We start from the raw sequence: 22340 nt of genomic DNA, 5'->3' as shown, positions 1-22340 counted from the left end.
GCAGCTGATTATTTATGAAATTACTGTTCCAACAACTTCAGAAGAAAAGCAGCAGACTCTTCTGTCAGCACCTATCCGGTTGTTAGAAGCCGGGCGGAACTACTGCTGCAGTGCTGCCTTGCTTCTTACCCTTTGGCTCTTGGTAACTTTGCCGAAAGCGGAAGCTGCATTATTGCGGCTGCGCAGGCCTTCCATCATTTGCTTCTGAGCCATTACAATGTAGCCGTCCAGACGCTGGCTGAGCTCAACGACTGTATGGTCGCTCAGACTGCGCTCCTGCGCCACCTCCAGCAATTGACTTCTAAGGCTCTCTATAGTTAAAAACAACTCGTCTTCTCTGTAATCTCTTCTATGTTCCTCGTGGGAAGCCTGGTATAAGTTCACGATCAGTCACCTGCTCTCTATCAACTTCTACCTTATCATAATTCATGATGCCAAAAAACATATTTTGAAAAAAAAGAAAAATATGTCGAACATATTACATTTGTAAATTTTCATTCATTCCTCTGAATCGACATTCCCGGAGGACTGTAACGCTGGCCAAGGACTCCCATGGCAAAAGTTATCCATTCCCGCGCGGCAAAGGACAAATACCGGTCTCTGCGCCAGATCATCCCCAGCTGCCAGGGAATAACAGGCTCTGTTAAAGGAATCACAGAGATTCTGGATCGGTCCATGTCACGGCAGATGGTCTCCGGCAGCAGTGCGATACCCATCCCGGCAGCCACCATCCGGCTAATCAGGTCCCACTGTGAACTCTCATATACAACTCTGGGCTGAAATCCGGCTTTTACGCATTCTGTTATGATCCGGTCATGCAGGGCAAAATCCTCGCGAAACAGCACAAACTCCTCCTCCGCCAGTTCTTTCAGAGGAACACTGTCTGTACCGGTCAGCCGGTGTCCTATCGGCACCAGAAGCTCCAGTTTCTCCTCTACAAAAGTAAAGCAATGAAACTTTGCCGTATCCACGGGCAGCACAATCGCCCCGATATCAAGCAGCCCCGTTTCCACATCATCCTCCACTTTTTTGGCTCCGTCCTCATGCAGCCGGATGGTAACCTCGGGATACCGCCGGTGAAATTCTCCGATGACGGCCGGAAAGAAGCTGGCGCCCACCATGGGCGGCAGGCCGATGCGGATATGCCCGCGCTTCAGGTTGCGCAGGCTGTCCAGCTCGGAGGAGAGGCTGGCGAACGACTCCACTATATTTTGCGCCTTGGAGAGCAGAATCTCCCCTGCATCTGTCAGCCTTATGCTCTTGCCTTCACGGTAAAAGAGGTCCGCACCCAGCTCATTCTCAAGGTTGCGGATCATTTTGCTGATCGTGGGCTGTGAGATATAGAGCGACTCCGCCGCTCTGGAAAAGCTATTCAACCTGGCCGCCTGGACAAAGTACTGTAATTGGCGGATATCCATCGCTTATCGCCTCCCATGCATAGACAAAAGGAATGTCATTCATTCGATCTATTCATTTTACCTATGAAAATAATTGATGTAAACTTTCATTATCATGAAAGGAGCGAAGCCTTATGAAAAAGTTATCCCTAGGCTTGCTGCAGGTAGCCGGACTTACAATATTCTCAATGCTTATCAATACATTGACTCCACTACTTCATATACCTATTCCCGGAAGCATTATCGGGATGATCCTCTTGTTCCTGCTCTTGGAATCCGGCGTCATCCGCCTGAACTGGGTGGAAGTCGGTGCCTCTTGGCTGCTTGCCGAGCTGCTGCTGTTCTTTATCCCTTCCGCTATCGGAGTGATGAAATATTCGAGTCTGCTTGAAGCAGACGGCCTTCAAGTGCTGGCGGTTGTACTTGTCGGCACATTTGCGGTAATGGCCGGTTCAGGCCTGCTTACGGGAGCCATCTATAAAGTGAAGGAGCGTAAAAGCTGATGATTACAGGACTGCTGCTGCTAGGTCTCACCATTGCTGTGTATCTCATCTCCAAACGTATTTATGCCTCCAGCACCAAGATGTATGCTTCTCCGCTCATCATAACACCTTTGGCGATGATCCTCTTTCTGCTATTGATGGGCATCCCTTATGAATCTTACAATGCGGGAGGCAAATGGCTTACAGATCTGCTGCAGCCGGCGACCATCGCCTTTGCAATCCCACTCCATAAAAACTTCAAAGTACTCAAAAAACACGCCGCCGAAATTGCGGCGGGCGTGTTCTCGGGTACAGTAATTGCAGTGCTCTCCTCGATGCTGCTGGCAAAGTGGCTGCATTTAAGCGGGGAACTGGCGACCAGCCTGGTACCCCGTTCGGTGACGACACCGATTGCCATGAGCATCTCGCAAAGCATTGGCGGCGTCCCGAGCATTACGGCTGTTTTCGTAATTCTCACCGGCGTGCTGGGAACATTGATGGGGCCAACCGTACTCCGCCTCTTCCGCATTGACAACGAAATTGCGCGCGGTGTATCGCTGGGAACCGCCGCACACGGCACAGGGACATCCAAGGCCTTTGAGCTGAGCTCCCTGACCGGTACCATCTCCAGTATCTCGATGATTCTGACGGCGCTGTTCTCGATCGGACTTGCACCGGCACTTCTCGCGGTATTCCTCCACTAGGCCGACCCGGCTTGGGCCAAAAACCTGCCGATCATTTAACCGATCCGGCAGGTTTCTTTTTACTTAAGGCCAGAAGCGGCTATTCCTAAAGTTTCACCGGCAGGCCGCGCTGAGCCGACTCATATGCCGCGCAGGTTACTTTCAGCGTTTTGTAGCCGTCCTCATAATCGCTGAGAATCCGTGAGCGGTCTCCGGTCCGCACCGCATGCAGGAAAGCTTCGGTCTCCACTGCGTAAGGATTGCCTGCATTGACGAATTCCTTGCTGTCGCCGCTGCGCACCTCCAGCAGACGTTCCGGATTCCAGTCCAGCAGCCCGTTGTCATTGTAGAAGCTGAGTCCGACACGGCCAACCTCGCCCGGCAGCACACAGGTATTGGAAATATTCGCAACCACGCCGTTTGCCAGCTTCAGCGACACTGTGCCCACATCGGCTACCGTTACATTCTCGTGCTGCTCATGCATGATCCGGTTGCCGAACATACCATATACTTCTGTCACCTCGCCGGCCAGATAACGCAGCAGATCGACGATATGGGTCGTCTGTTCCGTGAATTGTCCGCCGGATTGTTCCTGGTTGCGCCACCAGGCTACGCCGGGCATCCCTCCCATCCATTGTCCGACAATCATTCCTACCTTATCTCCACTTAGGGATTGCTTCAGACGCGTTATGTTCTCCTGATAACGGAAATGATAGCCAACCGAGGTCAGCAAATTATGTTCTTTAATATCCTGCAGCAGACTTGCCGGAATTTCCGTGCTTGACCCCAGCGGTTTCTCGATAAAGAAAGGAATCTCTCTTTTAATCAGCGCCCGCTCTATTGCTCCATGCGATTGTGGAGGCACACAAATGTACACAGCATCCAGCTTATGGGCATCCAGCATCTCTGTTATTTCACCATAACCCTCCGCTCCATACGGACGGGCCATATCTTCACCCTTCTGCTTGCTGCTGCCGCAGATGGCTTTCAGAGACACATCCTCCATGCCTGTGAGCAAATCGGCATGCATCTTGGAGAACCAGCCTGTTCCTACGATTCCGATATTAAGTGTCATTTAATTCCCTCCTGTAGCGTTCTAGTCAAGAGCATCTTTTCATAGAAGTACAATTAGATTATAAGCGTTTAAGCCAGTACAAGGTAGTTTCTCCATTCCCCGGGGAGCAGCTGCTGGTATGGATATTGCAGGAACCGGTCATCTGCGAGCACAATGCTTCCGCTGTCATTCTCGCTGCGGATCAGCCTGCCCCCGGCCTGCAGCACCTTGCACATGCCGGGATAGACATAGGCGTAATCAAAACCGTTCTTGCCCCGGGACTGGAAATATTCACGCAGCAGATTACGCTCCAGCCCTACCTGCGGCAAGCCTACCCCTACAACCATCACACCGTTCAGGCGGTCACCGGGCAAATCCACACCTTCCGAGAATATCCCCCCCAGCACGGCGAAGCCAAGCAGCGTTTCCGGGTTATCCGGGCGAAAGGAGGAGAGGAATTGCTCCCGCTCGGGTTCACTCATGCCGCTGCTCTGCACCAGCGTGGGGACCTCCGGATATTTGTCCGCGAATATCTCATAAACATTCTGCAAATAGACATACGAAGGAAAGAACACCAGATAGTTGCCTTTCCGGGAGACCAATCCTTTCAGTGCATCACTCAGCGGAAGCAGAGAATCCGCCCGGTCGCGGTAACGGGTGGAGACTGGCAGCACAGACACCTGCCACTGCTCCTTATGAAAGGGAGAGGGCACACTCAGGCTGTAGTCTTCCTCGCCCGCGCCGATCATGTCTCTGTAAAAGGAAAGCGGCGACAGCGTAGCCGAGAAGAAGATCTGGCTGCGGTAGCTCTTGCCCATTTGCTGCAGCAAAAAGGAGGGGTCCAGATTGAACAGCTTCAGCACCACATCCCCGCGCTGGACTTCCGCATAGGTGACATACCGTTCATCATAGGTTTTGAACGTGCGCAGCATCCCCTGCACCGCATAATACGTATCCAAAAGCCCGCCTTCGCCGTCTTCTTCCCCCTCCTGTGCAACCAGCGAAATAGGCGAAGGGCTGAGCAGCTCAAGCTCCGCTTCTGCGGCAAAACTCTCCAGCAGGGCAGGCAGCTCCTCCGGATACATCGTCCATTCACCTGCCCCTTCTTCACTGCAGCGTTTGCGCAGGGCAATGAAAAAAGCATTCACCGCTTTGGCGGCAACGCCGAGTGAGCGGTTGACAGTCTTGTACTGCCGCTGCAGCGAGAGGAACGGAGCCTTCGCCAGACTGGCCGAGTACATCTCCCTCCCCCGGTCCACCAGATTATGCGCCTCATCCACCAGCAGCACCGTCTTCTTCTTCCGTTCCTCAGGCAGCCGCTTTAAGCTGATACGGGGATCATAAATATAATTGTAATCACATATAACGGCATCACAGGCATAGGCGGCATCCAGCGAAAATTCAAACGGGCAAACCTGATGTCTCTTGGCATATCTGGCAATCACATCCTGTGTCATCAGCGTCTCGTGCTCCAGCATGTCCAGCAGCGCGTTATTGATCCGGTCATAATATCCGTCGGCAAAGGGACAGAAGTCTTTGGTGCACAGCCCCTCATCACGAAAACAGGCTTTCTCCTTTGCCGTAAGCGTAATAGCGTGCACATGAAGCCCGCCTTTCAGCAGCATGGCTATTGCCTCCTGCGCGGCGAACCGGTTAACCGTCTTGGCGGTCAAATAGAACAGCCCGGCTGCCTTGCCTTCTCCCAATGCCTTGAGCGCAGGAAAGAGGGTGGACATCGTTTTGCCGATGCCGGTCGGGGCCTGGGCGAACAGATTGACGCCCTCCGTGACTGATTTATAGACCGCGGCCGCAAAATGCCGCTGTCCCTGCCGGTATTCGGCAAAGGGAAACGACAGCCCGCGGATGCTGGCTTCCTTCTGCGCCTCATGCCTGACCATCAGCTCAGCATAAGGGGCATACTTCGCTACCGTATCAACGGCAAAGGCAATCAGTTCCTCTTTGGACAACTGCCTGTAGAGGCTCCGCTGCTCTTCACCGCCCCGCCGGACATAGGTAAGCTTGACCTCAATAGAAGTAAGCTCCTGTGCTAGACATATCATATAGGCGTACATGTATGCCTGCGCCCAGTGCACCTCCCGGCCTTCGAAAGCAGGTTCGAGCGGACCGGCAGTTGATTTGATCTCTTCGACCGTCACACTTCCGTCCTCCCCGGTGAGCAGGCCGTCGCAGCGTCCGTCGATCATAAATATAAGGCCTTCATGGGCAATTTCTGTCTTCAGGTAGACTTCTTTACGGTCTCCTTCCTTATACTGCTTCTGAATGTGCTGATGAATACGCGTACCCTCCACCATCGCTGCTCCACTGCGGAATCCCGGCTCCAGACTGCCGCTGCTAAAGACATATTCCACGAGGGATCTCACTGAAAGAACTATTTCCGCATATTCCATGTATGCCCACCCCCATTATTTCCCGAGCCCCTTTTTAGCATCGGTGGCCGTTTTCGTCCTTTTTCCATGATATAAACTGATCTGAGTGCTATAATCTCGGCTTCATTCCTGCGCATATCGCTTTACGCGGTCCATGGTGGTTATACGACGATTCTGATTTTTGACATTCCTCCACCAGCACTGCATAATAAGTTCTATTAATATGGAATTCTTTTGTCTATACGCTGCGTCCTCCTAGCCGGGAAACGGCGTTTCATCTTGCAGAAAGAAGGCGAAGCTGTGTCATCCCTTACTATTAAACGATGGTTGGTTAAACCATTTGTATTCTTCACTATCATCTTCATTCTCAAAAGCTGTCTGGCTTGGGGTGTAATCTTTGGAGATTTATTGCCTTGGAAAACAATATTAACCGAAATTCCTTTTGTCTGGGCGCTTTTTTGCCTTATTGAGCGTTTTGCCTCCAAACGGAAGCTTGGTTATTATATGACCGTCAATCTGCTCGTTACCGCGATCTTTTTCGCCGCTATTATGTACTTTAAATATTACGGAGTTATTGTCACTTACCATGCGGCAGAGCAGGTGAACCAAGTCACTGCTGTCCGCAACAGCGTATTTTCACTGATGGACCCGTACTATCTGCTGATATTTGCTGACATCATCATCCTGGGCATCTATTTCTTCTTTAATAAGAAGGGCCGGACGTATAAAAAGGATAATATTAACCGCTGTGAACACCGCCGCAACGGCAAGCTTTCCTTTAGTGTGCTGTTCGCCGTTTCCTTCGCACTCTGCTTGTTCAATATACTGCCCAATAAGGCCAGTATGAATGAGATCAAGAAAGCGCAGGAGATGGGTATCCTCAATTATGAGGCTTATACCATTTTTGCTCAAGATAAAACCGAGCTTGTGAACGCCAGTGAGATTACGCAGGATGCTATCAACAAGCTGAAGGGAATTGATCCCGCAGCTGTCTCCCCGCTTCAGGGTGCTGCCAAAGGCAAGAACCTGATCATCATTCAGCTCGAGTCCTTCCAGAGCTTTCTGATGGGGCTAAAAGTGGACGGCCTGGAAATTACGCCGAACCTGAACCGTTTAATGGATGACAGTCTTTATTTCCCTAACTTCTACCAGATGGTGGGGCAGGGAAATACCTCGGATGCGGAGTTCGTTGTTAACTCTTCTTACTATATTCCGCCGCAAGGTGCCGCTACGATGGCGTATGTCGACAAGGATCTGCCAAGTCTGCCGAAATTGCTGCAGGCCAACGGGTATCAGACAGCCACCTTCCATACGAATGATGTGGAATTCTGGAACCGCGGTGAGCTCTACAGTTCACTGGGCTGGGAGCAATATTACGACCATAAGTTCTTCGGCGATGAAGATGCCTTCTTCTTCGGTTCTTCCGACGAAGTGCTCTACCGCCGGTCTGCCGAGAAGCTGAAAGAAATGGATGACAGCAGCAAGCCGTTTTATGCTCAGGTCATTTCCATGTCAGCGCACCATCCGTTCACCATTCCGGCAGAGAAATATCAAATGAAACTGCCGGAGCGTTATGAGGGCACCTTTGTCGGAGATTATATCCGTTCGCAGAATTATGCCGACTATGCTTTCGGACAATTTGTTGAAGAGCTCAAAGCAAGTGGCGTCTGGGACAACAGTCTGATCATGGTCTACGGAGACCATATGGGTCTGCCGATTTATTCACTGGACCATGATGACAAAGAACTGATGACTGAAATATACGGACATGAATATGAATATTCCGATATGCTCAATATTCCGCTAATCATTCATGCCGGAGACAGCCTCAAGCCACAAACTCTGGAACAAGTTGGCGGAGAAATTGATATTATGCCAACGGCTGCCAGCCTGCTGGGTGTCTCCATGGCGAACAATATCCACTTTGGCCAGGACTTGCTCAGCCAGACATACAATCTGCTGCCGCAGCGTTATTATTTGCCAACCGGCTCTTTCATCTCCAGCTCCGGGCTGTTGATTCCCGGGAACAGCTTTGAAGACAATACGCAATATAAACTGGCTGCCGGAGGGAAAACTCCTGCCGGTACCGAAGATGAATATTCCAATGCTTTGCGGTTGCGCCAGCTGTCGGACAGCTATGTGACCCAATTGCCGGATAAAAAGACCGCCGTAGAATAACACAGGCGGATTAAACAGCAGTACAAAAAGAGCCGCGCTCCAACTGGGAGCGCGGCTCTTTTTGTATCCCTAGGCCAATCACGTTATCGTTCCTGCTGCTCAAGGAACCGGTAATAGTCCGCGAAGTTCTGCAGTTCCTCCGGCTTGAGAATTGATAAATGTTCAGCAAGCAGCAGCAGCGAACGGTACTGCGCTTCCTCCAGCAGCTCCTGACCCTTGGCTGTAAGAGTCACAATAACTGCTCTGCGGTCATTCTCATCCGGCTCGCGTGCGATAAGTCCCAGCGCTTCTAACCGGTCCAGCATGACTGTAACCGCACTGGACTTCACCTCAAGCTTATCGGCCAGTTGGATCACCCGTGCTTTTTTCTCCTGTGCGATCATGCGCAAAAGTCCGAACTGCGGTACAGTTAGACCGATTTCTTTATGCAATGACATCTGTGAAGTGATTTTACGCTGCACCCTCCACATAGACAATCCTACGGCCTCAATCAACGGATCGATTTGTTGCGGCATCCCTTTCAGCTCCCAGTCCGTTAGTCCTGCCTTAAGCGTACCATTTCGGCAGGTGATGATTCAATGCTTTTGTCTTTTTGGACATGATCAGAGTCATTGCAAAAGTGATTTTTTTAGGAAAAGTCTGCATTTTTCGACACAAAAATACTACATTCTAGCTACTGCTCTAAGAGCCGCGATACGCTATAATCGTAGCAGTGAACAGTGATTCACTGAATACATTTAGTCAGGGCTGGTGGTACGAGTCATGAAATTGGCAACAAAGTTAACTTGGATGATGCTTATTGTGTTACTTCTTGTCGGATCATCCATCGGGTTCTTCGGATACCGCGCGGCTTACAGACAGGTGGATGAAGCTGCAGGTATCGAACTGGTAGGCTGTGCGAACATTACTACCGGCCTAGTAGATCCCGCTGACATATCGGCACTAGTGTCAGGTGACAGCAGCAAGGTGGCCGCTGTAGAAGACCGGATCAGCTGGATTATTAACCATAAACCGATTTTCAAGGAAGCATTCATCCTATCCTTGGACGGTACTGTGCTTGCCGCAGACAAAAGCTTCAAAGAAAGAGGCTATAAGGCCGGCGACACTTTCTATTTTTCGGATAAAGATAAAGAAATGATTACTTCCATGAAGCATTCCGCATACTCCAAAGTTTATACATATCAAGGCACCTCCCTCAAAACCGGGTACGGCCCCATTTATCAGGATCATGACCCCACGAAGCCCATTATCGCACTTATGGCCATCAATTTTGACGGCCCGCTGATTCAGACGCGTACGAGGGACATCATCGTTCAGCCTTTCATTATCGGCGCATCCATACTGGTAGTAGCTATTATTGCCGCTTATTTGGCCATCCGGCGCATGGTTAGACCTCTCACCAAACTATCCAGTTCAGTTAACAACGTGGCTAAGGGCGATTTGACCCGTGAACCGCTCCTGTTCAAGAGCAAGGATGAAATCGGCACCTTGGCCCGCGACTTTAACGAAATGACGTCGAGCCTGCGCTACCTCATCACCCAGGTCAATGATACCTCCATGCTGGTGGCCTCTTCCTCCCAGGAGCTCTCATCAAGCGCGCAGGAAACGAACCGGGCCGGAGAGCACAGTGTCAATGTCACCCTTGAGCTTGCCGATGGTGCCCATACGCAGCTGGACAATCTGGAAGGAAGCTATAAAGCTGTTCAGGACATGTCCCGTTTTATTACCGAGATTGCCGACAATGCGGACAGCGCCATGAATAATGCTGCCAGCAATGCACTGAAGGCCCGGACAGGCCGGGAAGCGATGGATTCCACCACCTCGCAAATGCAGGTAGTCAGCGGCAGCATTACCAATTTGTCTGCTATTATTGATACGCTGGCCAGTCATTCCAAGGAAATTGAGAGTATCGTCAGTACGATTGCCAGCATCGCTGAAGAAACCAACCTGCTGTCATTGAATGCAGCGATAGAGGCCGCCCGGGCCGGTGAAGAGGGCCGCGGCTTTGCCGTAGTTGCCGGATCCGTCCGCAAGCTTGCTGAACGCTCAGCTAAATCAGCAGGTCAAATTGGCGATTTGGTCAGTCTCATTGTAAATCAGATGGACAAGGCCGGAGAAACCATGAGACGTTCCACGGATGAAATGCAGCAGGGCAGAGAAATGATCATGTCTGCCGGGCAATCCTTCTCCGAGATAGAGGTTTCCGTCTCTGATATGTCTTCCCAAAGCCAGCAGATTTCGGAGACCGTCCGTGAACTGGCGCTGATCTCCGACGGGCTCGTGACCGCGATCCAGAATATTGTTGCAGTATCGAATCAGACTGCTGAAGGCGCCGAGACGTTATCCGCCTCCTCCCAGGAGCAGCTTGCAGCTATGCAAGAGGTTGAGTCCTCCGCTGCGTTCCTTTCTTCACTTGCTGAGAAGCTGCAGGTGCTGGTGGAGAACTTCAAAATCTAATTCTAAAAAAGCAGCGAAGTCTCAACAAGAGACTTCGCTGCTTTTTTAATGCAACAGACTAAACAAGTGGAAACGGCTTCGCCGTCCTCAAAGGACGGTATCCGTTTCAGCGAGAAATAGAAGGATAATTTATAGCGTGAAGCATATAAATTCTTATCTTTGAACAAGAGGCTGGTCATCCTGTTTCTCAGTGATGACCAGCCTCTTGTATAGTACATTGAGCATTATAAATGTTATGTAGCGTCTAAGCTGTATTTTCTATAAACCATTGACCCAGTTCATGAACCGGCATCGGACGGCCGTAATAGAAACCCTGCATTACCCGGCAGCCAAGCGATTGCAGCAGTTCTATCTGTTCAGTTGTTTCTACGCCTTCGGCGACAACCTCCATATTGAGATTGCTGGCAATCGCAATAATATTGCTGATAATCGCTTTTTTCGAATGCATTTTACTTTTGCGGATAAAGACCTGATCAATCTTAAGTGTATTGACCGGAATCTCATCCAGATTACCAAGTGAAGAGAACCCTGTACCGAAATCATCGAGCGATACACGCACCCCGAGATTCCGCAGCTTGGAGAGCTGTGCTACCGTCTCCTCCATATTGTTCATTGCGATGGATTCCGTGATCTCCAGTTCGAGGAAATGCGGCTCCAGACCAGAGCGCGTAAGCGCCTCCTCCACCACATCATACAGGCCTCCGCCTTCAAACATCCGGGCCGACATATTGATGGATACAGGAACATTCGCTACCTCAGCCCTGTGCCACAGCATATTCTGGCCGCATACATCATGCAGCATCCAGTACGTAATCGGCACGATAAGGCCCGTCTCTTCGGCAATCGGTATAAACTCTGCCGGAGAGATGATCCCATGCTCCGGATGCCTCCAGCGCAGCAGCGCCTCCAGTCCAACAGTGACGTTCATAAATGAATCCCACTTCGGCTGATAAACCACCATAAATTCAGAGCGGGCCAGCGCCTTGCGCAGATCCTTCTCCAGTGACATCCGCCGCAGCTGGTGGCGGTTCATCTCCTGGTCGAACACACTGAATTTATTTTTGCCGGAATCCTTGGAGGTGTACAGCGCGGTATCCGCGGCTTTCATCAGTGCAGAGCGGTCCGTGCCATGTACAGGAGCCAGGCTGATTCCGACACTCGCTGTAACATACAGCTCATTGCCCTTAATGCTGTAGGACTTCTTAACCTCCCGCAATACATGCTCTGCCATGTCCTGAGCATTCTCTAATGTACAATCCGGCAGCGCAATCAGAAATTCATCGCCACCCATCCGAAAGACCTTGCCCTGGCAGCCTACACAACACATCAGCCTGTCTGCAACCTCCTGCAGCAGCTCATCGCCGATGTCATGTCCCAGCGTGTCGTTGATCGACTTGAACCGGTCCAGATCGACAAAAAACACCGCACCTGAGTTCACCCCAAAGAACTCATCCAGAAAGTAACGCTCCAGTCCATGCCGGTTCGGCAGCTCGGTTAAAGGATCATGATAGGCCATTTTTTCCAGAATATGCCGGTCCAGAAACACGGCGCCTCCAGATATTGCAAGTATAAACAGAGTTACCAGCGATACCCCTGTCAACAGAATGAAATCCGTCTCCATCAGAAAGGGCTTAGCCCCAAGCCGGCTGTTGAGCTCAAAGTGGCTTGTACTCAGGCTGATATAATGCATTCCGGTTACCGCAAACCCGATGAACAACGAGGAGCAAAGCTTCCAGGCACTGAAGCCGGTGTAGTCCTTAAACTTGCGAAACAGAAATACAGCGATGTAAGAAGCCAGAAGAGCAATCATCATAGATATGCCCTGAGCCATTGGCTCATAGTGAAGTCTGCCGTCCATCTCCATAGAGGACATTCCGACATAATGCATGGCGGAAATTCCGCCGCCCAGAATGAAGCCGGAGGCCAGCAGCCTGAGCAGCCGCTGGCGGGGTGCTACGGCAATCCCCAGGGCCAGAAAACTGGAAAGGATGCTGATCAGCAGGGACAACACCGCTCTGCCCGGATGATAACCGACTTCAAACGGCAGGCGGCTGGCCATAATGCTGACAAAATGCATCGCCCAGATTCCGCTGCCCAGCACACATGCCCCCGACAGCAGCCACAAACGCCGGATCTTGCCCGTAGAATGGGAAACCTGTGAAATCAGATTAAGCGCTGAATAGGCCGCGGTTGCCGCCAGCGCGAAAGATAGCAAAACAATCCAAATGTTATAGTGGATTCCCATTTGATCCATAGTTGACCTCTTCACCGGTTATATTATCATTATCGCTGTCATGTATTCTCAAGTATAAAATCAATATACGAGTATCAGATAAACGGAAGAGTGTGTAAAGATTATAGGTGATCCCTGAGAACTAACTTTAGGTGTATTCTACCTTTTATTTGGAAATCTGTCTAAGTAAATACTGGAACTTGAACCCCTTTTTTAAGGATGGCAAAAAATGTCCATATTTACCTGCTGTCTCAAGCGCCGAGAGTTGGGAGCTTCCCGTTCCGCGGAGCGGCTTCGGGGAAGGAAACATGCCAAACCCACCAATTGAGAGCTGTCAAAATTACCAAATAGATGTAAATCCCCGGAAAGAACAAGGTGAACACATAATGAACCCCGGCAAACCCCATTAATATAAACAGCAGAGCAATGGAAATCCCTTTGTAATCACTCTGCTTGGCGGCTTCATATTTCTCGGAGAAGGGCAGCGCCTGCGGCATCATGCGGTAGCAGATGACGGTATACAGCAGCGAGGCCAGCAGCACAGCGAACAAATCTACAATGATCTGGCCTCCGAACAGCCAGACGAATACCGCTCCTTCCAAGACAAACAATGGCAGCAGCAGCCGCAGCAGCACCGCCTTAAGCATCCCGCGGTACACCGCGGCCGTCTCGGGCAGCGGAATAGCTTTATAAATCCATGCGCCCTTATAGCTGGCCGAATAACGCAGCATTTGCACGGCAGTCAGCACCAGCATTGCGCTGAGATAAACAAACAGGTAGGTTTTGGAGCCTCTGACTGCCTCCATGTCTCCGCTCCACACCTGGTTGAATATAAAGATAAAGGGCAAGACCAGCGACAATCCTATGGACGGGTATACCTTCAGCTTGAAATCCCGTTCGTTTTTCATCATGGACCAGGTAAACCGGAAGAACATCCCCTCTTCCTTGTTCCGGCATACGATCGCAGACAACCGTCGGGACAAGCGTCCATTATCTTTGCCCGCAGCGCCCTGCTCCGCCAGCTTCTGCAGACTCCGTTCGAATGTCGGCATCAGCTTGATGTATGCCGCAAGCAGTACCAGCGGCACCACAAGGCCAAGCAGTGCCAGCTCCGCAAGATGGGCACTCTTTTTCCCGGCAATCAGCAGCTCAAACGGAGCAGAGAACCAGATCGGGGCGAACAGAAAATTCCACCAGGCCGCTTTAAAAGTAACACCCAGCTCAGTGATGTTGAACAAGCGGGAAATCAGCTGGGCGCCCACGGTAACCCCAATGGATAAAATGATCTGGACATAGTTGATGATGTCCTTGAGCTTTTCCCCGTCAAAGACCCTTAGGATCAATAAATAGAGCAGCGCGGTAAACACAAGGATAAAGCAGTCCATCAGAATGACTGCAGCAGCGTACAGCAGGAAGAAGGGTACTCCCTGGATAAATATCGAAACGATCAGTGACGGTCCCGTAAACGTCAGCGTGACTGTCAGCAAATAAATGAGAATATGCAGGCTCTTCGCCATGCTCAAGGTCCGGCGGTTCACCGGCTTGGAGAACAAAATATTCTTGTCCCGCAGATCCAGCATGACCGATGAGAAGTCGGAGATCAGTGTTGTCATAATCATGAACATAACCACACTAAACAGCATACTCATCATCAGGATATAATTCCCCTTGGGAATAACGATGAAAATCATCATCAAACCGATCAGTAAATAAAACCACTGCACCCGGAACGGCGAACCCTCGGTCTCCTGCTTATTGTTCTGTGATCCCGCAAATACCGTCGGCGTCCGCCTTCCGTCCATGGTCAGCTTTACTTGAAGAATGTTGCGCAGCATACCATAATCGACACCGATTCTCTTGAAGCCTCCCTGCAGCCGGTCAAGCAGCTTCAATACAAAGAAATCATTCATGCGGAGCACCCTCAGCAATGACCGCTACAAATTCACCGGCGATATCCCGGTACTGGTCAAATCCGGTCAGCTGATTGAAAATCTCCTCCAGCGAGCCTTCCCTGTTCTGCTCCTTCAACTGCGAGAAGCTGCCGTCTGCTACGATATCTCCCCCGTCGATCAGGATGATCCGGCTGCTAATCTTCTCTACCACATCCATAATGTGCGAGGAATAGAAGATGGTCTTGCCCCGTGCCGCAAGTGAGGCGAAGATTTCCTTAACGATCATTACACTGTTGGCATCCAGCCCGCTGAGCGGTTCATCAAGAAATAAGATGTCGGGATCATGCAGCATGCTGGAAATCAGCAGCACCTTTTGCTTCATCCCTTTGGAGTAGGAGGCGATACGCATGTCGTAAGCCCTCTCCAGATTTAAAAGACCCATCAGCCTTTCCGCTTTCTCATCAGCATCCTTTTGCTTCATGCCGTACAGTTCGCCGATGAATGTCAGGTACTCCCTGGCGGTCAGGCTGTCATACAGCTCTGCGACCTCCGGCACATAGCCGATCCGCCTTTTGTAGGCAGTATCTCCGTCAGCGATGTCTCTGCCAAAAATTTTCACCGTACCGTTGTAACCCTCTACCAGCCCGAGCATGATCTTGACCGTGGTGCTCTTGCCCGCCCCGTTGGGCCCGATATAGCCAATGATTTGCCCCCGGTGAACCTCCAGATCGATTCCCCGCAGCACCATTCTGTCACTGTAATTCATCCATAAGCCGGATATTGAGATGACCGGCTCTTCCAATAGCCCCATTGTTAATCTCCTTTCGAATCGGCTTTCCTTTAAATCATTAAGACAAACTTTCAATACTATTCCTATTCTATCAAATTTTACAACGTTCCTCATGTGAGCAATCGCAACAAACTAACCCTACAAAGTAGCGTTTTGGCTTTGAAAGCAACACAGCACCTTTGCGGAGGCCCTGAAAACTTATACATTCACGAAAAAAAGGAGCGGCTACAGGGCCGCCCCTTATAATGACTCGTATTTATGCTAGCAGAATAGGACATTAACCGATTCCGGTTTTCTATTGCAGCGCAGTCTTTCTACTTGGATAGCAGATTATAAAAAACCTGCGCCGCTTGCGCCCGGGTCGAAGGGTCGAGCGGATGGATTCTTCCGTTATCCCCCTCGACAATGCCGCGTTCCACTAGTGCATTCAGTGCTTCCTGAGCGTAGCCTGCAACATCAGCTGCATCGCTGAAGCCGGTCAGCTCCTTGCCTGAGTTCTTCCCGGGAAGCTCTCCCAGAGCATCAAGGGCGCGGTACAGCAGCGTGAACAGCTCCTGACGCGTGATATAGCTGTCCGGCTTGAACTCGTTGTTGCCGGAACCGGAGGCAATGCCCAGCCGTTTGGCAGCGGCCAGATAGTCGCTGTAGTACGTCTTGCCTGCATCGCTGAAATTGCCCTCAGCTCCCGCTTCCGGCGCAATGCCGTAAGCCTTAAGCAGCAGAACGATAAACTGGCCTCTGGTGATGTTGTCATTCGGGCTGTAGCTGTTGCCGGCAGTACCTGAAGTGATCTCTCTTGCTGCCAGGAAGCTTACAGCATTGTTATACCAGGCGGTGGCAGCAATATCGGCAAAACTGACCTTGTTATAGGCAATGATATATTGCGAGAAATGGGTGGTCACAAATTCCACCGCTCCCGCAGCCGCATTGTATTTGCCCCGGACAATATCCAGACCACCGGCACTGGTGATGTTGTAAACAATAATGGAGTTTGCTTCTTCGCCTGCCTGCAGCTTGTAAGGAAGGCTGAGCTGCACTTTGCCTCCGCCGAAGACAGCCACCTTGCTGTCTCCTGCTTGAACTGTCAGATCATACACCGGTCTGTCGCCGAGCACAGCCTTACCTTCTTCGGTTAAGGATACTTTGGCAATTCTGATGACAATGGTCCCGGCATCGGCGGCTGCGCTGATGCTTGCCACCGCAGTGGAATCAAAGGTGATCTGCCCAACGTTCTCGACATTAATCGTAAGTCTGGCATTCGTGCCGGAAGCTATCTCATTAAATGGGCTTCTCGGAATGCTGAGTTCAGTGGTCTTGGTACCCGTACCTGCTCCAATCTTGATTTCCAGAACAGCCTTCTTTCCTTGCGCTTCCGCAGCCTTGGCGCTGCTGACAAGGCCTGCCACCGCATCGGCAGTAACAGCAGCTGTGGTCACGCCAGTAGCATCGTCAGTTTTAACCGACGCGGTTGCAACTGTAGTCACTGTATCTCCGGATGTTGTCGCAGACGGGGCTGGACTCGCGCTTGGTACCGGCACAACCGGTGTTCCACCGCCGCTCCCGCCGCCCGAACCTGTTGCCGGCACATAGGCTGGTACGACAACACTGGTATCCGGGCTTGGCTTATAGCCCAGCTTGCCAGCAGTTCTGACGTTATAGGTTCCAGCGGCCAGACCCGTGATTTCTTTATCCGTTGCCGGAATGTAGACGGATGCCGTCGACAGCTTGTATTCCAGGGCTGTCGTTGTGCCTGTAATCACTCCGTTCTTGTTCTCGGAGGAGGTAGGCGCTATGCCGGCCAGACCGGTTGGCGCAGTCTGTTCCTGAAGGTTGCCGGGGACAACTACATCGGCCGCCGGGCTTGCTGCATAACCCTCTTTGGCCGGATATCTTACGTTGTACACGCCCGGTATCAACCCGGTGGTCTCTCCGTCTCCCGCATAGACATATTCCGTAACGGTGGACAGCTTGATCTGCAATTGCTTGGTGGTCCCTGTGATCTTCCCGTCTTTATTCTCCCAGGTAGTCGGCTTCACTCCTGCCAGGCCGGTAGGTGCCGCCTGTCTGTCTGTGAAGGCCGGAACGGCAACGCTAGCCTCAGGGCTTGCCGCAATTCCTTCCTTAGCCGCATATCTTACCTGATAGATACCCGGTATAAGATGTACAGGCAATACATCCTTGGCATACGTATACTCCGTAACCGTTGCCAGTCTGTATTCCAGCGATTGCAGCTCTTCCGCACTCAGCGCACCCTTGGCACCGCTGATCTGTCCATCGGCGTTCACCGCAGTTGTCGGCGGCAATCCCTTTAACCCTGCAGGGGCGGCCTGCTCTCCGGGCAAGGGCACAACCACTTCTACCGCTTCTCCCGCAGCGTATGGAATGGCCGTGGTTCCTTCCGGCTTAATAATAGGACCTTGGAAACCCGCAGTGGCCTTATATCTTACCAGATAAGTTCCCGGCTCCAGTCCCGAAATCGTATCGCCTGCGGCAGATTGATATTCATAGACGGAGTCCTGCACACTTTTGTATTTGTATTCCAGCTGGCTGTTGGCTCCTCTGATGGTGCCGTCTGCGGTGCCGTACAGTCCGGCAGGCACAGCCTCCAATCGGGAATACAAAGTATTCAAAGCTTGAATGGCATTCTTGTATCTGGCACCGTCGGAATAACCGCTGCTTACATAACCCGGCTGGATGTTCGTCCAGGAGTACATCAGCTCCACGTGCCCCAGAATAGGAGCCTTTGCTCCAGCCGCATCTTTGTTGTCTTTATTGTACGTGAAGAGATACGGCACTTGAAGTCTGTCGCCTGTGACTGTCTCGTTCAGATCATTAACATAACTGATCACAGAGGGTTTAGCCGCCTGATTATTCTCTGTCTTGATATTGGTGAGATAGGTATCCACCAGATCCACGTAGAGATTGGCATACGGGTGATTGCTTGTTCTAATCTGCAGCTCATTGTTATTATGCGGATTGGCCCGTCCGTTGGTTCCCGTATTATTACCGGGCTCAGCTACCGTCAGCCCCGAATCGAGCTTCGTGTCAAAGAAATAGATCTTGTCTATATGGTGCGCGATCGCTTGTTCATTGACATATTTGATGATTGCCTGGGTATTCGGGCACCAGGAACCCCCAAACAGCAGGGTATAATTGCCGTCACTGGCCAGAATCTGCTTCAGCTGATGATAGGTCACATGCTCAAGCACCAGATTTTTGTCCTCCGGAGTAAAAATAATATTCCCATTGTTCTCCCCGGCGTAATTCCGGTTAAATGCCGATTTAATATACTCGGATTCATTGATCACACTGTAAGTGGAAGCAGCCTTAAACACCTGTCTGACAGAGTTTTTATAAGCATCGACCTTGGCTGGATCAAGCTGGCCGCTTGTCTGAAATTGTTCCCAAGACCCACCGTCTTTCAGATAGGATACAATAGGCGCGCTGTTGCCTTGTCCATCCTTATGATCCTTGTTGTACAGGAACAAGAACGGAGCATCAATCTTGTTGGCAGAAACAGTCTCGCCAGCTGCATTCACATAGCTGACGTTGTGTTCCCGGTCGGTTTTGTCATACAGCGAAAGATTCTTCAAATATTTGTTGACCAGATCAACGTATTTATAGGCATACGGATTATTGCTGTCTGCAATATCAAGAGTGGCCCCGTCCAGCTTGGCGTCAAAATTATAGATCGCGGGAACGTTGATCCCATTTTCCTTGGCCACCTCATTAATGAACCCGATATTGGCCTGGGTCTCCTCGCTCCAGGTGCCGCCAACCAGCACAGCATAAGTACCCTCGCTCTCAAACAAATTGACGATATCTTCATATGTAGCGGTCTTGTACACATGATTACGGTCATTCAGATGGGGATAATTTTCATAAAAATAATTATATGTGCTGACCGTTCCGGAACCGCTGAGCGGAAGAACCGCCTCAGCCCCTGCCTTGCCGGGGTTAACCGGCAAGACGAGCAGCGCAGCCGCCAAAAGCGGCGCAAGGATTTTTTTCAGTGTTTGCTGTCTTTTCATTAGCGCACCTCAACTTTATCTTTTTCTATACTTGCAATACCAAGCTTCAGGAGCTTAAGGGCAAACTTCCTCTTCAGCAGCCGGGGCAGGCGCCGGATTGCTCGCAGCCGGTGCTGCTGCCGGTGCGCTGGCCGCTTGGGATGAGGATGTGCCGGCAGCCGCTTCTGACGCCGGAGCAGTTGTGTTCGCCTTGACTACCTCAGTTGTCGAGAACGTCACCTTCTTCGCGGCAGGCTGTTCAGCAGCCGGAGCGGCTGTAGCTGCGGCCTGTACTTCAGCAGCCGGTTTCACCGTTTCGGCCTTGGGCGCTGCAGTTGCTTGCGGAGCCGCAGTTGCCTTTGGAGCTGCGGCCGTTTTAGGTGCCACGGCCGCTTTAGGAGCAGCAGCTACGGTGTTGGCTTCAGCCTTGGCAGTTGCCTGGGGCTGCGGCTCTTTAGCCGCAGGAGCGGCAGTCGCCTTAGCTTGAACAACCTCCGCCTTGGCCTGAACTACCTCTTGCGCCTTGGCCGGAGCGGACGGCTTGCTCGCCTCAGTTGCTGCCGGCTCAGCCGCCGGTGCTGCTGTCGCTGCGGCCTGCCCTGTATCGGCAGCCCCGCCTGCCTTGTCTGCAGCTGCCGCTTGAACCGGTGCTGCAGTGGCAGCTGCCGTCTCTACAGACTGAGCAGGCCCGGTCGCTGCCGGTGCAGTGGCCTGAGCCACACTACTGTCAGCCGCTGTTTTCACAACAGCCGGTGCTGCTGCCGCCTCAGCACTATTGTCTTGCTTCGCTGTCACAGCCGCATAAGTCAGAGCTGAGAAAATCAAAGTTGCTGCTACTACGGATACAGTGAGCTTTTTCATAAATGGTAACCATCCTTTTCTCTGGCCCGGTGCAGTGTACTTAAGTTCATACGCCCGCCCCTTGGCCTGCTCTAATGTTGGACTATCGAATTGGGTACACCTATCTATTACCTTTCTTTAGATTTTTGGCAAAAAAAATAGAGCTTCAATACAGTGCAATAGCAAGCACTGATTGAACCTCTGGTCGTCCAGTCGATTCCCGTCTGCAAATCTTCAACAGCAAAAAGTTATCCTGTGATGTGATTGATATCATGTTAATAAGGGATCACTTTCTTGTCAATCCCCAAATTATATTTTTCTCATCGTTTTTGTTGGAATTAAACATTACCACCTCGCATATAATAGCTTAACTAAGGAAAATAGGGGGGGATATTAAGACTACGAAACAACGTAAAATTACAATTCTTATCTTTTAGAAAAGGATTGACAGTACAGCGGAACTTCCAGTATATTTATCCCACATTAATTCTTACATAACTAATTGGATTAGGGGGATTATTAAAAATGTCTATCGACAACAACTTGATCACCGCCATCGAAAGCAACTGGTATGGCTTTGTTGTATCGATTTTTGTATTCGGGGTACTCTTCCTATTGGCCCGCAAGCGCGTCGGGTTTGGTACGCGGGTCATTGTAGCCCTGGCAATTGGTCTGGTCGTCGGCATTCTTTTTCAGAATCTGGAGTTTGACACTAAGGCTATCACCACCTTCGGCAGCATCTATGTCAGCCTGATCCGCATGTTGGTCGTCCCGTTGGTCTTCGTTCTGGTGCTTAACAGCATTGCATCGCTGACCAATCTGGAGTATTTGCGTAAAATCGGGTTCAAGACCTTTGCCTGGTTCCTTGGAACAACGGGTATTGCTTCAATAATAGGTCTACTGGTTGCACTGCTGTTCAACCCGGGAAGCGGCATTCAGCAGGATGTGCCCGCCGATTTCACCGCCCGTGAAATTCCGACCTTCTCCCAGGTCATTCTTGACCTTGTACCTTCCAACCCGATCAATGAAGCGGCTGAAGGCAAGGTTGTGCCAGTGCTTATCTTTGCAATCTTCCTTGCAGTGGCCATCATCAAGATCGGCTCGAAAAATGCAGAATCCGTGAAGCCTGTGCGTGACCTCATTCAATCGCTGACACTGGTGCTGCATCAGGTCGTTAAATTCATCATCCGGCTGACGCCTTACGGTGTATTTGCACTCATCGCCGGCATCACCGCCCGCTACGGCTGGGAAACGCTGCAGGAGCTGGGAAGTGTAATTATAACCTCCTATGTCGCACTGATTATCCATTTTGTGCTGGTGTTTGGCGGGCTCGTATTTTTTGTGGCCAAAGTCAATCCGCTGCGCTTCTTCCGCAAAATTTATCCGACCGTTGCCGTGGCCTTTACGACCAGAAGCAGCTACGCTGTACTTCCGGTTAACCTTGAGGTTATTACAAAACGGCTGCATGTTTCTCCCCGGATCGCCAGCTTTGTCGCTCCCCTTGGGGCGTCAGTCAACTTCAACGGCTGCGGCGGGATCTGGCCGGCCATTGTTGCTGTCTTCACTGCACAGGTATTCGGAATAGATCTTGGCTTGACCGACTATATCCTGCTAGTTTTTGTCAGCATCATTTCCTCCATCGGAGTTGCCGGTGTGCCCGGACCCGCAGTGATCTCGACAACCGTCGTACTTACCGCTTTGGGCCTGCCGCTCGAGGGTATCGCAATTGTCGCCGGTGTGGAAGCGCTGATCGATATGGGCCGCACAGCTGTAAATGCTACCGGAACAACCGTCACCGCCCTGTTGGTGGCCAACTCCGAAGGGGAGTTCGACCGGGACGCGTTCAATAACGACAACGACGAAGATGAGCTTATTGCATCCGCCGTATAATTTATTGCCTGACCTATATTCACCAAAAAAAACGGCTGCGCCGTCCT

Annotated in this window: 15 protein-coding genes; 5 read left to right on the top strand and 10 right to left on the bottom strand. The window is 51.2% G+C overall.

The genetic code is table 11. The annotated features are described in order from the left end of the window. Window positions 1-99 precede the first annotated feature (99 nt). Both ACAN56_RS21910 and cidR read right to left on the bottom strand, forming a co-directional pair. The gene (locus ACAN56_RS21910) at window positions 100-384 is read right to left on the bottom strand and encodes an aspartyl-phosphate phosphatase Spo0E family protein (RefSeq protein ID WP_231578352.1); all 285 of its coding nucleotides are present in this window, start codon (window positions 382-384) and stop codon (window positions 100-102) included. A gap of 110 nt (window positions 385-494) precedes the next feature. Beyond that, window positions 495-1418: a cidABC operon transcriptional activator CidR gene (gene cidR / locus ACAN56_RS21905; protein WP_038597594.1), complete on the bottom strand. Its 924-nt coding sequence runs from the start codon at window positions 1416-1418 to the stop codon at window positions 495-497. A 113-nt stretch (window positions 1419-1531) separates the two neighbouring features. On the opposite strand from cidR, the gene ACAN56_RS21900 reads away from it, so the two are divergent. Both ACAN56_RS21900 and ACAN56_RS21895 read left to right on the top strand, forming a co-directional pair. Then, a complete protein-coding gene (locus ACAN56_RS21900) occupies window positions 1532-1900 on the top strand; it encodes a CidA/LrgA family protein (protein ID WP_038597597.1) in 369 nt (122 codons plus the stop codon). Further along, the gene (locus tag ACAN56_RS21895; protein WP_379145741.1) at window positions 1900-2583 is read left to right on the top strand and encodes a CidB/LrgB family autolysis modulator; all 684 of its coding nucleotides are present in this window, start codon (window positions 1900-1902) and stop codon (window positions 2581-2583) included. The genes ACAN56_RS21900 and ACAN56_RS21895 overlap by 1 nt, the downstream gene beginning before the upstream one ends. A gap of 85 nt (window positions 2584-2668) precedes the next feature. Here the strand turns inward: ACAN56_RS21895 and ACAN56_RS21890 are convergent, their stop codons facing one another. Both ACAN56_RS21890 and ACAN56_RS21885 read right to left on the bottom strand, forming a co-directional pair. Continuing rightward, window positions 2669-3637, bottom strand: coding sequence for a Gfo/Idh/MocA family protein (locus ACAN56_RS21890; RefSeq protein WP_379145740.1), 969 nt, complete (start codon window positions 3635-3637; stop codon window positions 2669-2671). Between the two features lie 68 nt (window positions 3638-3705). Then, window positions 3706-6024: an ATP-dependent DNA helicase gene (locus tag ACAN56_RS21885; protein ID WP_379145739.1), complete on the bottom strand. Its 2319-nt coding sequence runs from the start codon at window positions 6022-6024 to the stop codon at window positions 3706-3708. A 279-nt stretch (window positions 6025-6303) separates the two neighbouring features. Here ACAN56_RS21885 and ACAN56_RS21880 point away from each other — a divergent pair, with 279 nt between their 5' ends. Further along, a complete protein-coding gene (locus ACAN56_RS21880; RefSeq protein ID WP_379145737.1) occupies window positions 6304-8181 on the top strand; it encodes an LTA synthase family protein in 1878 nt (625 codons plus the stop codon). 83 nt (window positions 8182-8264) lie between these two features. Here ACAN56_RS21880 and ACAN56_RS21875 read toward each other — a convergent pair whose 3' ends face one another. Beyond that, the gene (locus ACAN56_RS21875) at window positions 8265-8696 is read right to left on the bottom strand and encodes a MarR family winged helix-turn-helix transcriptional regulator (RefSeq protein ID WP_052092363.1); all 432 of its coding nucleotides are present in this window, start codon (window positions 8694-8696) and stop codon (window positions 8265-8267) included. A 247-nt stretch (window positions 8697-8943) separates the two neighbouring features. Here ACAN56_RS21875 and ACAN56_RS21870 point away from each other — a divergent pair, with 247 nt between their 5' ends. Next, a complete protein-coding gene (locus ACAN56_RS21870; protein ID WP_038597606.1) occupies window positions 8944-10638 on the top strand; it encodes a methyl-accepting chemotaxis protein in 1695 nt (564 codons plus the stop codon). Window positions 10639-10882: 244 nt separating this feature from the next. On the opposite strand, the gene ACAN56_RS21865 is transcribed toward ACAN56_RS21870, so the two are convergent. The 5 genes from ACAN56_RS21865 to ACAN56_RS21845 all read right to left on the bottom strand — a co-directional run bounded on the left by ACAN56_RS21865 (window position 10883) and on the right by ACAN56_RS21845 (window position 20424). Further along, the gene (locus tag ACAN56_RS21865; protein ID WP_379145735.1) at window positions 10883-12892 is read right to left on the bottom strand and encodes a putative bifunctional diguanylate cyclase/phosphodiesterase; all 2010 of its coding nucleotides are present in this window, start codon (window positions 12890-12892) and stop codon (window positions 10883-10885) included. Between the two features lie 230 nt (window positions 12893-13122). After that, the gene (locus tag ACAN56_RS21860; protein ID WP_052092364.1) at window positions 13123-14781 is read right to left on the bottom strand and encodes an ABC-2 family transporter permease; all 1659 of its coding nucleotides are present in this window, start codon (window positions 14779-14781) and stop codon (window positions 13123-13125) included. Further along, window positions 14774-15574, bottom strand: a complete 801-nt coding sequence (locus ACAN56_RS21855) for an ABC transporter ATP-binding protein (RefSeq protein ID WP_038597612.1) — start codon at window positions 15572-15574, stop codon at window positions 14774-14776. Before ACAN56_RS21855 ends, ACAN56_RS21860 begins: the two co-directional genes overlap by 8 nt. A gap of 293 nt (window positions 15575-15867) precedes the next feature. Then, complete coding sequence (locus ACAN56_RS21850; protein ID WP_038597615.1) at window positions 15868-19584, bottom strand: S-layer homology domain-containing protein; 3717 nt, start codon at window positions 19582-19584, stop codon at window positions 15868-15870. A 54-nt stretch (window positions 19585-19638) separates the two neighbouring features. Beyond that, window positions 19639-20424, bottom strand: a complete 786-nt coding sequence (locus tag ACAN56_RS21845; protein ID WP_052092365.1) for a hypothetical protein — start codon at window positions 20422-20424, stop codon at window positions 19639-19641. A 504-nt stretch (window positions 20425-20928) separates the two neighbouring features. Here ACAN56_RS21845 and ACAN56_RS21840 point away from each other — a divergent pair. Further along, a complete protein-coding gene (locus ACAN56_RS21840) occupies window positions 20929-22293 on the top strand; it encodes a dicarboxylate/amino acid:cation symporter (RefSeq protein WP_179091696.1) in 1365 nt (454 codons plus the stop codon). Window positions 22294-22340 lie beyond the last annotated feature (47 nt).

It is taken from the genome of Paenibacillus paludis (assembly GCF_042610515.1).
Taxonomy (GTDB): Bacteria; Bacillota; Bacilli; order Paenibacillales; family Paenibacillaceae; genus Paenibacillus_AQ.
Note: the sequence above shows the minus strand (reverse complement) of the source record. Positions and strands in the feature narration are given on the sequence as shown.